Annotated in this window: 16 protein-coding genes; 5 read left to right on the top strand and 11 right to left on the bottom strand. The window is 71.6% G+C overall.

Annotation, left to right across the window (positions count from 1 at the left end; translation table 11 throughout):
• Positions 1-157: 157 nt before the first annotated feature.
• The 10 genes from ACLQ2R_RS36425 to ACLQ2R_RS36380 all read right to left on the bottom strand — a co-directional run bounded on the left by ACLQ2R_RS36425 (position 158) and on the right by ACLQ2R_RS36380 (position 8,864).
• Positions 158-1,729 (bottom strand): cellulase family glycosylhydrolase, encoded by a 1,572-nt coding sequence (locus tag ACLQ2R_RS36425; RefSeq protein ID WP_425965970.1) that lies wholly within the window; start codon positions 1,727-1,729, stop codon positions 158-160.
• Positions 1,730-1,972: 243 nt separating this feature from the next.
• A complete protein-coding gene (locus ACLQ2R_RS36420; protein ID WP_425965969.1) occupies positions 1,973-3,355 on the bottom strand; it encodes a serine/threonine-protein kinase in 1,383 nt (460 codons plus the stop codon).
• The gene (locus tag ACLQ2R_RS36415; RefSeq protein WP_425965968.1) at positions 3,342-4,346 is read right to left on the bottom strand and encodes a LacI family DNA-binding transcriptional regulator; all 1,005 of its coding nucleotides are present in this window, start codon (positions 4,344-4,346) and stop codon (positions 3,342-3,344) included. Before ACLQ2R_RS36415 ends, ACLQ2R_RS36420 begins: the two co-directional genes overlap by 14 nt.
• 105 nt (positions 4,347-4,451) lie before the next feature.
• Positions 4,452-5,006, bottom strand: coding sequence for a GNAT family N-acetyltransferase (locus ACLQ2R_RS36410; RefSeq protein ID WP_425965967.1), 555 nt, complete (start codon positions 5,004-5,006; stop codon positions 4,452-4,454).
• 67 nt (positions 5,007-5,073) lie between these two features.
• Positions 5,074-5,403, bottom strand: a complete 330-nt coding sequence (locus ACLQ2R_RS36405) for a DUF2516 family protein (protein WP_329089733.1) — start codon at positions 5,401-5,403, stop codon at positions 5,074-5,076.
• A 194-nt stretch (positions 5,404-5,597) separates the two neighbouring features.
• A complete protein-coding gene (locus tag ACLQ2R_RS36400; RefSeq protein WP_425965966.1) occupies positions 5,598-6,029 on the bottom strand; it encodes a hypothetical protein in 432 nt (143 codons plus the stop codon).
• Positions 6,030-6,035: 6 nt separating this feature from the next.
• Positions 6,036-6,539 carry a helix-turn-helix domain-containing protein gene (locus ACLQ2R_RS36395; RefSeq protein WP_425965965.1) on the bottom strand — a complete coding sequence of 168 codons (504 nt, stop codon included), beginning with the start codon at positions 6,537-6,539 and terminating at the stop codon, positions 6,036-6,038.
• Between the two features lie 81 nt (positions 6,540-6,620).
• Positions 6,621-7,538 carry a M56 family metallopeptidase gene (locus ACLQ2R_RS36390; protein WP_425965964.1) on the bottom strand — a complete coding sequence of 306 codons (918 nt, stop codon included), beginning with the start codon at positions 7,536-7,538 and terminating at the stop codon, positions 6,621-6,623.
• Positions 7,539-7,904 (bottom strand): BlaI/MecI/CopY family transcriptional regulator, encoded by a 366-nt coding sequence (locus tag ACLQ2R_RS36385; protein ID WP_425965963.1) that lies wholly within the window; start codon positions 7,902-7,904, stop codon positions 7,539-7,541.
• 162 nt (positions 7,905-8,066) lie between these two features.
• Entirely contained in the window at positions 8,067-8,864 is a 798-nt protein-coding gene (locus ACLQ2R_RS36380) for a class I SAM-dependent methyltransferase (protein ID WP_425965962.1), read from the bottom strand.
• A gap of 97 nt (positions 8,865-8,961) precedes the next feature.
• On the opposite strand from ACLQ2R_RS36380, the gene mshA reads away from it, so the two are divergent.
• From mshA to ACLQ2R_RS36365, 3 genes are all read left to right on the top strand, one after another.
• Positions 8,962-10,245, top strand: a complete 1,284-nt coding sequence (gene mshA / locus ACLQ2R_RS36375) for a D-inositol-3-phosphate glycosyltransferase (RefSeq protein ID WP_425965972.1) — start codon at positions 8,962-8,964, stop codon at positions 10,243-10,245.
• Positions 10,246-10,267: 22 nt separating this feature from the next.
• Positions 10,268-10,747: a YbjN domain-containing protein gene (locus tag ACLQ2R_RS36370; protein WP_386247156.1), complete on the top strand. Its 480-nt coding sequence runs from the start codon at positions 10,268-10,270 to the stop codon at positions 10,745-10,747.
• Between the two features lie 125 nt (positions 10,748-10,872).
• Entirely contained in the window at positions 10,873-11,616 is a 744-nt protein-coding gene (locus tag ACLQ2R_RS36365) for a phosphoglyceromutase (protein ID WP_425965961.1), read from the top strand.
• A 119-nt stretch (positions 11,617-11,735) separates the two neighbouring features.
• Here ACLQ2R_RS36365 and phoU read toward each other — a convergent pair whose 3' ends face one another.
• Entirely contained in the window at positions 11,736-12,395 is a 660-nt protein-coding gene (gene phoU, locus ACLQ2R_RS36360) for a phosphate signaling complex protein PhoU (protein ID WP_425965960.1), read from the bottom strand.
• A 159-nt stretch (positions 12,396-12,554) separates the two neighbouring features.
• Here phoU and ACLQ2R_RS36355 point away from each other — a divergent pair, with 159 nt between their 5' ends.
• Together ACLQ2R_RS36355 and ACLQ2R_RS36350 are read left to right on the top strand one after the other, a co-directional pair.
• On the top strand, positions 12,555-13,736 hold the full coding sequence (locus tag ACLQ2R_RS36355) for a sensor histidine kinase (protein WP_425965971.1): 1,182 nt from the start codon (positions 12,555-12,557) through the stop codon (positions 13,734-13,736).
• Complete coding sequence (locus ACLQ2R_RS36350) at positions 13,733-14,422, top strand: response regulator (protein WP_425965959.1); 690 nt, start codon at positions 13,733-13,735, stop codon at positions 14,420-14,422. Before ACLQ2R_RS36355 ends, ACLQ2R_RS36350 begins: the two co-directional genes overlap by 4 nt.
• The last annotated feature ends 31 nt before the right edge of the window (positions 14,423-14,453 follow it).

Genomic DNA, 14,453 nt, shown 5'->3' with positions numbered 1-14,453 from the left:
GGGGGGGGGGGGGGGGGGGCCGCGGCGGGGGGGGGGGGGGGGGGCGCGGGGGGGGGGGGGGGGGGGGGGGGGGCCCCGCGGGGGGGGGCGGGCGCCCCCCCCCCCCCCCCCCCCGCGGGGCCGGCGGGCGGTGCCCGCCGGGAAGGTGGGACGAGGATCAGGAGCAGATGACGGCGGTCGCCCCCGGGGTGGAGGGGCCGTTGGCGGTGAACCCGACGACGACGGACTGGCCCGCGGGGAGGTCGGCCGCGTGGCTGGGCGCCTTGGCGGTGAATGTGGTCCCGCTCTGCGTGACGGTGGCGTTCCAGCCACTGCCGAGCGTCACCCCCGACGGCATGGTCCAGCTCGCCGACCAGTTCCTCCAGGTCGACGTCCCGGAGTTCTTCACGGTCAGCGCGGCCTGGAAGCCGCCCGACCAGGAGTTCGTGACTGCGTAGGTCGCCTGACAGGTCGTGGCCGTCGGGGTGGGCGTCGGCGTGGGCGTGGGACCGCCGCCCCCGCCGACCGGCGGGATCAGGTACGGCTGAAGGATGCTCTGCTTGGCCTGGTCGATCGTGGTCCAGTCGTCCTTGGCGATGCCGCCGGTGTCACCGGAGTTGGGGTTCCACGACCAGTAGGTGAAGGACATGCCGTTCACGCCGGTGCCCGTGTACTTCATCAGCTCCTGCAGCCAGGTCTTGTCCACGGCCGCCTGGAGCGTGGTGCCGAACTCGCCCATCATGATCGGGGCGATGTTCTGCTTGTACAGGTATCCCCAGTACTTGTCCCAGATGGCGGGCATGTTCGCCGGATAGTTCGGCGCGTCGAACCACGCCTGGCGGTAGACCGAGGTGGCGTACTCGTGCGGGGAGTAGACCAGCCGGTTCGCCACGTTCAGCCGCACCGGGAACTCTCCGGCCTTGGAGAGGTTCCCGCCCCACCAGCCGCAGTCCTCGTCGTTGCTCGGGTCGTTGTCCCAGACGTTGGACAGGCCGCCGCTCGGGCAGCTCACGCCCTCGACGAAGATCAGCCAGTTGGGGTTGACCGAGAGCACCGCGTTGCCCGCGCGCTCGGCGGCCAGCCGCCAGTCGCGGGCGGTGTCGCCGCAGCCCCAGCAGGCCCCGGTGGCGGCCGGGTTGGTGCCCTCGGCGTGCGGCTCGTTGTGCAGGTCGGCGCCGATGACCGTGGTGTTGCCCGCGTACCGCTGGGCCAGCGCCTTCCAGTCGTTGATCCAGGTGCTCTCCGGCGTCGAGGCGACGTACCACAGGGGCGACTGGCCTGCCGCGGTCGGGCGGTGGCGGTCGAGGATGATCCGCATGCCCTTGCTGCCGGCGTAGTCGATGACCTTGTCGAGGATCTGCAGCGGGCTGTTCCCGACCAGGTCGGGGTTGACGAAGTCGTTCACGCCCGAGGCCACCGCGCCCGGCTTGAGCGCGTCGTTGGAGAACGGCACGCGCAGCGTGTTGTAGCCGAGCGAGGCCATCGTGTCGATCTGGCCCCGCCAGGGGTTGCTCGACCACAGCCCGTGGAACGTCTTGTTGTCGGTCTCCATCCCGAACCAGTTGATGCCGGTCAGCCGGACGGTCGCGCCGGTGCTGTCGACGATCTTGTTGCCGGAGGTGCGCAGGTAGCCGGTACCGGTACCGCCCGCGGCACCCGCGGGAGCCGAACCGAGCGCGACCGTCAACGCGGAGGTGGTCACGAGCGCCGCGAGCGCCGCCGACCACCTGCGAAAACGCAGGACTTTCATCAAGAGCCCTTCGAGTACGGGATCTGGTCGCGGGGAAGGAGTCCCCGCGATCGAAAGGTGCGGGGCCCACCCCGGAATCGTCAACATCACGGTCCCGGCCGCTTCGGCCCCGCCGGTCCCCGCGACCCCCTCTAGCTCGCGCTGGGGCATTCCCGCCGGGACCGGCGCCGGTTGAAAGTTTCACCGGCACGCGCCGACCGGCCGCTCTCGGCCGGCCGGCCGTTCTCGACCGGCCGGCCGCTCTCAGCCGGCCAGCGCGACCGAGACGAACACCAGCTGCGCCTCCAGCGCGTGCCGGAAGTCGTCGGGCAGCGACCCCTCCCGGTGCCGGTCGGCGATCTTTCCCCGGATCAGGGTGAGGTCGCGGGAGCAGCAGACGCTGTTGGCCAGTACCTGCCGCAGGTCGAGGGCCACGTCCGAGCGGATCTTGCCCTCGTCCTCGCCCCTGGCCAGCACGGCGTTGAAGCGCCGTACGCTCTGGCCGAGGTTCGGCAGGGAGGAGCGGACCGCCTCGGTGTGGAGCTCCTCCTCCAGCGCCTGGCCGCCCCGCCCGGCGCCCTTCGGGGAGGGGGAGGGGACGGCCGTGGGACGGGCGGAGGTGACCGGCGTCGGGCTCGCCGGATCGAGGACGGCGGGGGTGGCCGTGCCGTGCACCGGAGGAGCGGCGACCTGGCCGGTGTGCGGTTCGGAGAGCCGCGTCCAGAGCGTGACCGCGGCGAGCAGCGCCACGGCCGTGGCGACCATCGCCCAGCGCAGCAGCCGTTCCCCGGAGGCCGGGCGGGGCGGGGTCATGGCCTGCCGGAGGTCGTCGGCCACCTCGTGCGCCCGGGGACGCGCCTCGGGCCGTTCCAGCAGGCAGGACTGGCAGAGCACGCCGATCCTGGCGGGCATCCCGGGCACCTCGGGCACCGGGGGAGGCCCCTCCCGGCGCACGTTCTCGATCTCCTCCCAGGTCCGTTCCGGGTACGGGGGGGCGCCGGTGAGCATCTCGAAGAACAGCACCCCCAGCGCGTAGACGTCGCTGGCCGGATCGGCGACGGTGCCGGTCAGCCGCTCGGGCGCCACGTACGGCGGCGTGCCGTAGTCGGAGGCCCGGTCGTCGTGGTCCTCCCCGATGAACGCCGCGATGCCGAAGTCGAGCAGCTTGGCCCCGGTCGAGGTCAGCAGCACGTTCTCGGCGGTGACGTCCCGGTGGACGATCCCCCGCTCGTGGGCGACGGCCAGCACGGTGGCCAGCCTGGCGGCGATCATCGCCGCCTCCCCCCACGGCAGCGGCCCCTCGGCGATCCGGTCCGAGAGCGGATGCCCGTCGAGCAGGCGCATCACCACGTAGGCGGCCAGCCGCCCCTGCGCGGTCACGGCCTCCCCGTAGTCGTAGACCTCGATCGCGTCGGGGTGGATGAGGCGCGCGGTGGCGCGCGCCTCCCTGCGGATGAGCTCGCGCTCCTCCCCCCGGTCGTTACCGAGCTCGCCGTCCAGCAGCTTGACCGCGACCATCCGCTGGAGCGACTGGTCGAAGGCACGCCAGATGACGCTCATGCCGCCCCAGGCGATCCGCTCCAGCAACATGTACCGGCGCGTGAGCACGTCCCCCGCGCGGAGTCCGCCGGGGTCAGGCGGACTCACGGACCACCAGCTCGGTGGGGAGGACCGGGTTGTCGCACGGGGTGTCGGGCGAGCCCATCGAGAGCAGGAGCAGACGGGTGGCGAGCGCGGCGAACTCCTCCACGGGCTGGCGGACGGTGGTGAGCGTCGGCGAGGTCCGCCGGGCGGTGGGGGAGTCGTCGAACCCGACGACGGCCACGTCGTCCGGCACCCGGCGCCCGGTGCGGCGCAGGGTCTGCAGCGCGGCGGCGGCCATCACGTCGGACGCGGCGAAGACCGCGTCGACGTGCGGCATCCGGCGCAGCAGCCACTGCATGCCGTGCACCCCGGAGGCGTGGCTGAAGTCACCGTAGGCGACCTGCACGTTCGTCATCCCGGCCAGCGCGAGGGTCTGCAGGAACCCGTCGAGCCGGTCGCGGGCGGCGGGCAGGGCGGGCGGCCCCGCGATGACGCCGATGGACTTCCGGCCGCCGAGCAGGAGGTGCTCGGCCGCCTGCCGTCCGCCGTCACGGTTGTCCATGTCGACGTGGGGCAGCTCGATGCCGTCCGGGGGACGGCCCGCGCTGCGCACCGGTATGCCCGACGCGGCCAGGGTCACCACGAGCGGATGCCGATCGCGCGCGCCGATCAGCAGGACGCCGTCGATCCCGCCCGCGACGAGCGGCGGCGTGGCGATGGTGGAGGTGGCCGCCGTGGCGGTCATCACGGCGAGCGGTACACCGTGCCCGGTGAGCACCTCCTCGGCGGCAGTGATCATCCGCGCGTAGAAGGGCTCGGTGAACAGTCGGTGAGCCGGCTCGCAGACGACCAGCGCCACCACCTGATCCGTCCGGCGGCCTGAACCGCCTCGGGGAGCGCGATGCCTTACATAACCTAGACGCGAGATTGCGTCATGCACCTGCCTACGAGTCGACGTGCTGACTCTGACTGAACCAGTGAGTACCCGGGACGCGGTGGCGGGGGAGACCCCTGCCTCCGCTGCGACCTGGGCAAGTGTGGGTAGATCGGCCATAACTTCCTCCACACCAAGATTCCGCACAGGTGGGAGCGCTCCCAGTGAACGTAGCATTGTTTCGGAAGTGTCAAAAGATGTTTCCGAAAAATCACCATATGTCTGTCAAATTTCCCTGACAACCCAGTCAGGGGCAAGTATCGACATGATGACGGAGTCATACCAATCGCCGTTCATCAGGAGCGCGTCGCGGCAGACGCCCTCCTGGACGAAGCCGATCTTCCGGTAGACGTGCACGGCCCGCTCGTTGAAGGCGTAGACCTCCAGGCCGACCCGGTGCAGCGGGGTGGTGGTGAAGACGTGGTCCAGGGTGAGCCGGATCGCCTCGGTGCCGTACCCCCTGCCGTAGGCGCGGGGGCCGATCAGCGCGATGCGCAGGTTGCAGGAGAGGTTGTCGGCGTCGAGCTCGTTGAGCACGATCTCGCCGACGTAGACGTCGTCGCCGGTGGTGCAGATCGCCAGATCGAGCCTGTCGCCCTGCGCCCCCCGCGAGTCGTACCAGACCTTCAGGGCCTCGCGTTCCGGTCTGCCCCGCGAGCCGGTCAGCCGGATGGTCTCGGGGTCGTTGACCAGCTCCCAGAGGCCGTCCACGTGCTCCGGGCCGACCGGCCGGAGGGTCACGTGCTCCCCGGGGAGCACGGGTTTGTGCGCGAACACCATCCGGTTTGTCTACAGTCCGGAACCACCGGAGGGCAACCCCCCGGGCGCGCCGGTCTTTCTCGGGGGCCTACCAGGGCCCGTACGGCCCCTGGTTGCCGCCGCCCTTGCCGATCTCCCGCACGGCGGGCCGCACGTCGGCCAGGTAGATGCCGGAGGCGATGACGGAGGCGATCGTGAAGATGCTGAGCACGCTGAGGTACTGCACCGCGGCGGCGAAGCCGAACAGCGCCGCCAGGCCCAGGATGACCAGCCAGAGGTTCTTGGTCTGCTTGCCCGTGACCGCGAACGCGCGCGCCGGGGTCTTCACGGCGTGCACGAGTGCCCAGCCGGAGAGCGCGAACACACCGACGGCCAGGATCCAGAAGACCAGGTCCAGGGCACCGTGGATTTCGATCATCGTCTCTCCAGAACGCTCGCCTCACCGGTCTCCCTCAGCCTAATGCCGAAAGCGCTCCCCGCGTCGTCCCGGCCCGCACGTACCGGGCCGGTCCGGGCGCCGCCCGGGTCCTGGACGTACCGGGACGGGACGCAGGGGCGGGGCGGCGCACTCGCGTACGGCCCGCCCCGCGGGTGAGGTGACCCACGAGGGGGTCAGGAGGTGGTGGACTTGCCGGTGCGGGTGTTCTTCCTGGTGGTGGCGGTGGCGGCGATCGCGGGCTCGGCGGCCTCGGAGACCTCCTCCAGCTCCAGGGCGGCCTCGCCGCTGGCCTTGGAGACGACCTTGCGGCCGCGGTCGGCGAACTCCTCGTAGATCTCGGTGGCCTTTCCGGCGACCTGGTCGGCGTAGTCGCGCGCCCTGACCGGGAAGTCCTTGGCGTAGAGCTCGGCCTTGCCGGCGAACTGGCGGGCCAGCACCGGGAGGTCCCTGGCGGCCTCGCGGATCTCCTCGCGGCGGCCCTGCAGCCTCTGGATCCGCTCGGGAAGCCCGAGGAGCTTCTCGACGGCGAAGTCACCGGCGCCGGCGACGGCGTAGAACGGCTTGGAGTCGGCCAGCTTCTTGACGTCGCTGTTGATGATGGGCATATGTGATCAGCCTTCCTTGATTTCCCTGGTGATGTGGTCGTCGCCCGGGGGCGCCGCGTACGGCTTCAGCGCGGTGAGGTACTCCCCGGGCAGCGGGGTCGCGTCGTCCGGCTCGGCCGGGGGCGTCGCGGTCCCGGCGGAGGCCGCTTCCTCCTCCGCGGCCGCGGCCTGGTTCTCCTTGCGGAACGACTCGTAGATGTCGACCAGCACCTGACGCTGGCGCTCGGTGATGAGATGGTCGGCCCTGATCGCGGCAAGCACGTCGCTCTCCTCGGGCTCGCGCTCCTCGATGAGGCCCGCCTGCACGTACAGGGCCTGGGAGGAGATGTGCAGACCCTTGGCGATCTGGTTGAGGATCTCGGCGCTCGGCTTGCGCAGCCCGCGCTCGATCTGACTCAGGTAGGGGTTGGAGACCCCCGCCGCCGTGGCGAGCTGACGGAGTGAGATCTTCGCGTGCGTGCGCTGCTCGCGGATGTACTCACCGATCGAGCCGACCTTCGGTAATGCCATGGCTCGATTCTGCATCATCGTGCTTGCAATTGCAAACACAGTGGGAACTCCTGCAAGCACTTTCGGGAGGACGGCCCGGGATCAGCGCGGGATCAGCCAGAGCAGCGGGGCCGAGCAGGTCAGGACGACCGAGAAGGTGACGATGGCGTAGCGGACCCTGCGGGGAAGCGCGGGCCCCGGGTCCACCAGGCGCTCCACCCTCGCCATCACGGCGGCGGAGGAGGTCGTCGCGCCCAGCGCGCCGTGGGGCGCCGGGACGGCACCGGCGGTGCCGAAGCGCAGCAGGGCGGTGGCCAGGCGCCGCGCCGAGCAGCAGCGCCGCGCGGCGTCGTCGGCGGCCATCTCCACCAGCAGGGCGACCTCGCCCTGGGCGTCCCTGACCACCCGGGACCAGGGCAGGGCCCGGCGCAGCGCGGCGAACGGCAGCAGCACCAGGTCGTGCCGCTCGCGTACGTGGGCCGCCTCGTGGGCGAGCACGGCGGCCAGTTCGTCGGCGGAGAGCAGCGTGAGCGCCCCCTGGCTGACCACCACCTGCGAGCGGAGGCCGGGAACGCAGTAGGCGGTGGCGCCGGGATGGTCGAGCACCCGGACGCCGGGGACCCCCGGGTCCTCCCTGGCGATCAGCGCGAGCAGGGCGCGGTGGCGGTGGCGGGCGCGGAAGGTCTGCAGGCCCGCGGCGACGAGCACCAGGATCAGCACCGCGAGCGCGGTCAGCCCCGTGATCAGGGCGAGGATCCTCGGCAGGTCGTACGGTCTGGGCGACCGGTCCAGGAGGAGGGCGGCGCCGAAGTCGCCGAGGCCGCGCAGCACCCCCCGGCCGTAGGGCTCCAGGGCGTATCCGAGCAGGGCGCCCGTGCCGGCCAGACCCCAGGTCACCCCGAGGGCCTGCCAGAGCACGATGGCCACGTGGGGGGCGCGGTAGGTCCAGTTCGCCCGGGTGAGCCGCCAGGCGCCGACCGCGCAGACCAGGGCGAGCGTCGCCAGGGCCGCAGCGGTCATCTACCTCTCCTCCAGCTCCTCCAGGTCCGTCAGGGCCCTGCGCAGGATGTCGGCCTCGCTGCCGGTGACGGCCTGGGCGAACCGGGTGAGGGCCGCCGACCGGTCCCCGGTCATGTCCAGCGCCTCCAGCATAAGCTCCGCGATGTAGGCGTCGCGGCTCTCCGCGGCCTCGTACCGCCAGGCGCGGCCGTCGCGGGTGCGGAGCAGGAAGCCCTTGCGGGTGAGCCGGTCGAGCACGGTCATCACCGTGGTCGGCGCGAGGTCGCGGTCGGCGATCAGACGGCCGACCTCCCGCGCCGTCACCGGGGACGGCTGTGCCCAGATGATGTCCATGACGCTGCGTTCAAGCTCGCCGAGTCCCTTCACGCCTTCAAGCCTAACTCCTGCACCACGAGGGGTAGTACTACGGGTTGTCGAGTGACCTGCGCCGCAGCCCTCCCACCCCCGGAGGGCGCCGGGGCGACGGGTCCTCGCGGTCTCCTTCTCGGAGGGGGGTACCGGGGTGCGACCGCTCTCCGCCGGGTCGGGTCATCGGGGTGCGACCGCGCTCCAGGGGAGGGTGATCTCGCCGAGCCGCCAGCGTGACCGGCCGCCGAGAGGCGGGTGACCCGCCAGCGGCCAGGTCCCGGCGAGCGCCTCGGCGGCGGCGATCCAGCGCGGGCGGGAGCCGTACGCGCCGAAAGGGGCGCTGACGGCCCAGGCGTGGTCGAGATCGCGCAGGAAGGCGTGGACGGGCTCGCCGGGGACGTTGCGGTGGATGAGCGTCTTGGGCAGCCGGTCGGCCAGGTCGGAGGGGCGGTCGAAGGCGTCGAAGCGGGCCGAGAGGGTGAGCGTCACCGGCCCCGAGCGGTCCAGCCCGGCCCAGACGGCGCGGTGGCCCACCTCCGAGCAGGTGCCCTCGACGATCACGCCGTCCGGCGCGAGCCGCTCCGACAGCATCTCCCAGTAGGTCCACGCCTGCGCCTCGCCGTACTGCCGCAGCACGTTGAAGGCCCGCACCAGCAGGGGCGGCCTGGACACCGGCAGCTCGAAGCCGCCCAGCGCGAAGGAGAGCCCCGGGCGCTCGTACGGCCTGGCCGCCGCCACCCGGGCCGGGTCGATCTCGACGCCGACCACCTCGACCGAGGGGCAGATCCGGCGCAGCCGCAGGAACATCTCCAGCGTCGTGACGTGCGAGGCCCCGTAGCCCAGATCGACCACCAGCGGGCGGTCGGCGGCGCGCAGCAGGCGGCCGTGCGCGGCGATCGTCCACCGGTCGGCCCGCCGCAGGCGGTTGTGGCCGGTGGTCCCCCGGGTGATCTCCCCGATCGGCTTCGGTCTGGACACCTCCCCCATACTGCCAGGGGGGTCAGGAATAGCCCCAATCGCGACTATGTGTCGGGAATGTTACGGATTTCCAGGTGGTTGAGGTCTCTCGGAGGTGGTGTCGGTGAGGCGACGGCGCGTCGGCAGAGTCGCGACGATCAGCATGCACACGTCCCCCCTGGATCAACCGGGGACCGGGGACGCGGGCGGGATGAACGTCTACATCGTCGAGGTGGCCAAACGTCTGGCCGAGCTCGGGGTGGAGGTGGAGATCTTCACCAGGCAGACGTCCAGGGACCTGCCGCCGATCGTCGAGATCGTCCCCGGCGTCTCGGTACGCCACATCACCGCGGGTCCCTACGAGGAGCTCGACAAGGGCGACCTGCCCGGCCAGCTCTGCGCCTTCCTGTCCGGCGTGCTGCGCGCCGAGGCCATGTACGAGCCGGGCCGCTACGACGTCATCCACTCCCACTACTGGCTGTCCGGCCAGGTGGGCTGGCTGGCCAAGGAACGCTGGGGCCTGCCGCTGGTGCACACCATGCACACCATGGCCAAGGTGAAGAACCTCATGCTCGCCGACGACGACCGTCCCGAGCCGGCCGCCCGCGTCCTGGGCGAGCAGCAGGTCGTCGACGTCGCCGACCGCCTGGTGGCCAACACCCCGACCGAGGCCCGCGAGCTCGTCCAGCTGTACGGCGCCGTCCCCGACCGCGTCGAGATCGTCAACCCCGGCGTGAGCCTGAGGGTCTTCCGCCCCGCCTCCAAGGGGGCGGCCAGGCACCGGCTCGACCTGCCGCAGGACGCCCACGTCCTGCTGTTCGTCGGCCGGGTGCAGCCGCTCAAGGGCCCGGAGGTGCTGCTGTGCGCCGCCGCGAGGATGCTGGTCGAGGACCCCTCGCTCCGGTCGAGGCTGGTCGTCGCCTGCGTCGGCGGGCCCAGCGGCAACGGCTTGGCCAGGCCCTCCTACCTCACCGACGTGGCCGCCTCGCTGGGCATCTCCGACGTGGTCAGGATCGTCCCGCCCGCGCCGCAGGACGAGCTGGCCGACTGGTACCGCGCCGCCGACGTCACCGTCGTCCCCTCGCACAACGAGTCGTTCGGCCTGGTGGCCCTGGAGTCGCAGGCCTGCGGCACCCCCGTCGCCGCCACGTCCGTGGGCGGGCTGCGCACCGCCGTACGCGACGGCGTGTCCGGGGTCCTGGTCCAGGGCCACGACCCCCACGACTGGGCGCGGGTGCTCGGCCGGTTCGTCTACGAGCCCGCCTGGCGGGACGAGCTGTCGATCGGCGCGGTGCAGCACGCCGCGGCCTTCGGCTGGTCGGCCACGGCGGCCAGGCTGGAGCGGGTCTACGCCGGGGCCATGGCGAACCTCCACCGGGTCCCGATGGCGGCACTCCTGTGAAACCGGCTCATAAGGTGGGGGCATGCGCGAAGTGATCGAGGCGGCGCTGAAGAGCGCCGACGCCTCCTACGAGGAGCCCCGCCCGGGAGCCTTCCTCGTGAAGCTCCCCGGCCAGCACAAGCTCGCCACCATGACCTGGCTGATCGTCGGTGACCAGGCCCTGCACGTGGAGGCGTTCTTCTGCCGCCAGCCCGACGAGAACCACGCCGAGTTCTACCGCTGGCTGCTGACCAAGAACGGCACCACCTACGGCGTGCACTTCGCCCTCGACCCGATCGGCGACGTCTACCTGGTCGGCAGGCTCCCCCTGGAGGCGGTCACCGACACCGAGATCGACCGCCTGCTGGGCTGCGTGCTCACCTACTCCGACGAGGGGTTCGACCGCGCACTGGAGCTGGGCTTCGCCTCGTCGATCCGGCGCGAGTGGGAGTGGCGCGCCAAGCGCGGCGAGTCGCTCGCCAACCTCCAGGCGTTCGCCCGCTTCGCCGACCCGGAGCGCTGAGCCCCCTTCACCGATCCTCGTCCCCCCGGCATCTCACCGGCCCCGGCGTCTTGTCCGCCTGCCTCGGCCCCGCTGCCCCCGGAGCGCTGAGGTCCGTCGCCGGTGGGCCCACTAAGCTGGTCGGCATGTCGACTTTGGTGCTGCTCCGGCACGGTGAGAGTGAATGGAACGCCAAGGGTCTGTTCACCGGATGGGTGGACGCGGGGCTCTCGGCCAAGGGCGAGGAGGAGGCGCGACGCGGCGGACGGCTGCTGCTCGACGCGGACGTGCGGCCCGACGTGGTGCACACCTCCCTGCTGACCAGGGCGATCCAGACGGCCAACCTGGCCCTGGGAGCCGCCGACCTGCTCTGGCTGCCGGTCCAGCGGTCCTGGCGGCTCAACGAGCGCCACTACGGCGCCCTCCAGGGCAAGGACAAGGCGCAGACGCGCGCGGAGTTCGGCGAGGAGCAGTTCATGCTCTGGCGCCGCTCCTACGACGTCCCGCCGCCGCCGATCGCCGACGACGACGAGTACTCCCAGGCCGGTCACGCCCGCTACGGCCTGATCCCGAAGGAACTCCTGCCCAGGACCGAGTGCCTCAAGGACGTCGTCGACCGCATGCTGCCGTACTGGTACGACAGCATCGTGCCCGATCTCTCGGCCGGGCGGAGCGTCCTGGTCGTCGCGCACGGCAACTCGCTCCGGGCCCTGGTCAAGCACCTGGACGGGATCGGCGACGACGAGATCGCCGGGCTCAACATCCCCACCGGCATCCCGCTCAGGTACGAGCTGGACGCCGACTTCCACCCGGTCACCAAGGGCGGCCTGTACCTCGACCCGGCCGCGGCCGAGGCCGCCATCGAGGCCGTCGCCAACCAGGGCCGGTAACGCGGACGCGCGGCACGAGCCGGAAGGGCCCGCCGATCCCGTGGATCGGCGGGCCCTTCGTCATGGTCGGTGCGGGTCCTCCCGAGCCGTACGGGCTTCACGGGGAGCGCGGGCGGGGGTCAGAAGGAGCCGGAGTCCTGGGGGCGTGAGCCGGTGACGAGGTAGACGACGTCGTGCGCGACCCGGACCGCGTGGTCGGCGTAGCGCTCGTAGTAGCGGCCGATCAGCGTCACGTCGATGGCCGGTTCGACGCCGTACTTCCAGTCGGGGGCCATCAGGATCGTGAAGAGCCTGCGGTGCAGCCGGTCCATGGCGTCGTCGTCCGCCTCCAGCTCCAGGGCCGACTCCACGTCGCGCGAGGCGATGCAACTGCCGGTCTTGGTGACGAGACGCTCGGCGATCTGTCCCATCTCCAGGATGGTGGCACGGATCTCCGGCGGGATCGCGGAGTCGGGGTGACGCAGCCGTGTGATCTTGGCGACGTGCTCGGCGAGGTCTCCCATCCGCTCCAGGTCGGTGCCCATCCGCAGCGCCGCGATGATCATTCTGAGGTCGACGGCCACCGGCTGCTGCCTGGCCATCAGGTCGAAGATGGTGGTCTCGATCTCCGCGAAGATCCGGTTGACCTCCTCGTCCTGGGAGATCACGCTCTCGGCGAGATGCAGGTCGGCGTCGAGCAGGGCGGTGGTGGCCCGCGATATCGCCGACCTGACGAGCCGGGTCATCTCGACCAGCCGCCCGGTGAGCGCGTCGAGTTCTTCGTGGTAGGCGTCTCGCATGCCCCTCACCGTACGAGGGGAACGATGAACGAACTCCGACCGTAGAGTGAACTTTGCGGGAAAGACCGTGGTCATGCCCCCCGGACCGTCCCCCTCGGGGAAGGCCCGACCTACCATCGAGGTCGTGAAAGCCTACGGGAGGACCACGTGAGTGAGCTGATGGCGAGCCTGGCCGCGCTGGCCGGTTTCGTCGTGGGAGCGCTGGCCGTGATGGTCGTCCGCCAGAACCATGAACAGCGGAGCGCGATGACGCCGATCGACAGCGTGGAGGCCGGAGCACTGCCGCAGGGGGTCGCCTCGGTGCTGGCCGTGCTGCCCTCTTCCGCGGTCGTGCTCGACAAGGAGGACCGGGTGCTGCGCGCCAGCTCGGCCGCCCGGGCGTTCGGCCTCGTCAAGGGCGACCACCTGATGGCGGCCGAGTTGCTGGCCCTGGCCAGGAAGGTGCGCAGGGACGGCGAGATCCGCGAGAGCGAGATCGAGGTGGCCGGCCACAAGTTCGGCCAGGAGTCGACCAACTTCGCGGTGCGCGTCGCCCCGCTCGGCTCCTACGGCCAGGTGCTCGTCCTGGCCGAGGACCAGACCGAGCACCGCCGCGTCGAGGCGGTGCGCCGCGACTTCGTGGCCAACGTGAGCCACGAGCTCAAGACGCCGGTGGGCGCGCTGTCGCTGCTGGCCGAGACCATCCAGGACGCCGCCGACGACCCCGAGGCGGTCACCCGCTTCGCCGGGCGCATGCAGCACGAGGCGGCCCGGCTCACCTACCTCGTGCAGGACCTGATCACCCTCTCCAGGATCCAGGGCGCCGAGCCGATCCCCACCCCGGGGCCCGTCCTGATCGACGAGGCCGTGCACGAGGCCATCGACCGGTGCAACACCACCGCGGCGGCCAAGCGCATCGCCCTGGTGACGGGCGGCGTCGAGGGCCTGCAGATCTGGGGCGACGAGGAGCTTCTCGTCACCGCCCTGCGCAACCTCATCGACAACGCGGTCGCCTACAGCCCCGAGCACACCCGCGTGGTGGTCAGCGCCCGCGCGGCCGGCCCGCACACCGAGTCCGTCGAGATCAGCGTGAGCGACCAGGGGATCGGCATCCCCGAGAGCGCCCAGGAGCGGATCTTCGAACGGTTCTTCCGCGTCGACGCGGCACGCTCGCGCGCGACCGGCGGCACGGGTCTCGGCCTGGCCATCGTCAAACACGTGGCCGCCGCGCACAACGGGGCGGTCACCGTGTGGAGCAAGGAAGGCTCCGGTTCCACCTTCACGCTCCGCCTGCCCGCCTTCGGCGGCATGGCGGTGGCGATCCCAGCCACCACCACGATCCCCCTGGAGGCCACGCAGTGACCCGCGTGCTTGTTGTCGAGGACGAGGAGTCGTTCTCCGACGCCCTGTCGTACATGCTCCGCAAGGAGGGCTTCGAGGTGGCGGTGGCCGCCACGGGGCCCGAGGCGCTGGAGGCCTTCGACCGCAACGGGGCCGACCTCGTGCTGCTCGACCTGATGCTTCCCGGCCTGCCGGGCACGGAGGTCTGCCGTTCGCTGCGCCAGCGCTCCAGCGTTCCCGTGATCATGCTCACCGCCAAGGACAGCGAGATCGACAAGGTCGTCGGGCTGGAGCTGGGCGCGGACGACTATGTCACCAAGCCCTTCTCCTCCAGGGAACTGGTGGCCCGCATCCGCGCGGTGCTGCGCCGCCAGGGCGACGTGGAGGAGCTGGGGTCGGCCGTGCTGGCCGCAGGACCGGTCCGGATGGACGTCGACCGCCACACCGTCGCCGTACGGGGCGAGCCGGTGCAGTTGCCGCTGAAGGAGTTCGAGCTGCTGGAGGTGCTGCTGCGCAACGCCGGGAGGGTTCTCACCCGGGGGCAGCTCATCGACCGGGTCTGGGGCGCCGACTACGTGGGCGACACCAAGACCCTGGACGTGCACGTCAAGCGGCTGCGCGCCAAGGTCGAGTCCGACCCCTCCAACCCGCGGTGCATCCTCACCGTCCGTGGACTGGGCTACAAGTTCGACCCCGCCGAGGTCTGACCCCGCCCCGCCCGGCGCCGCGGGGCGCCGT

The organism is Streptosporangium sp. DT93 (assembly GCF_049844535.1).
Taxonomy (GTDB): domain Bacteria; phylum Actinomycetota; class Actinomycetes; order Streptosporangiales; family Streptosporangiaceae; genus Streptosporangium.
The sequence above is the reverse complement of the archived record's forward strand: the minus strand, read 5'-3'. Positions and strand labels throughout refer to the sequence as shown.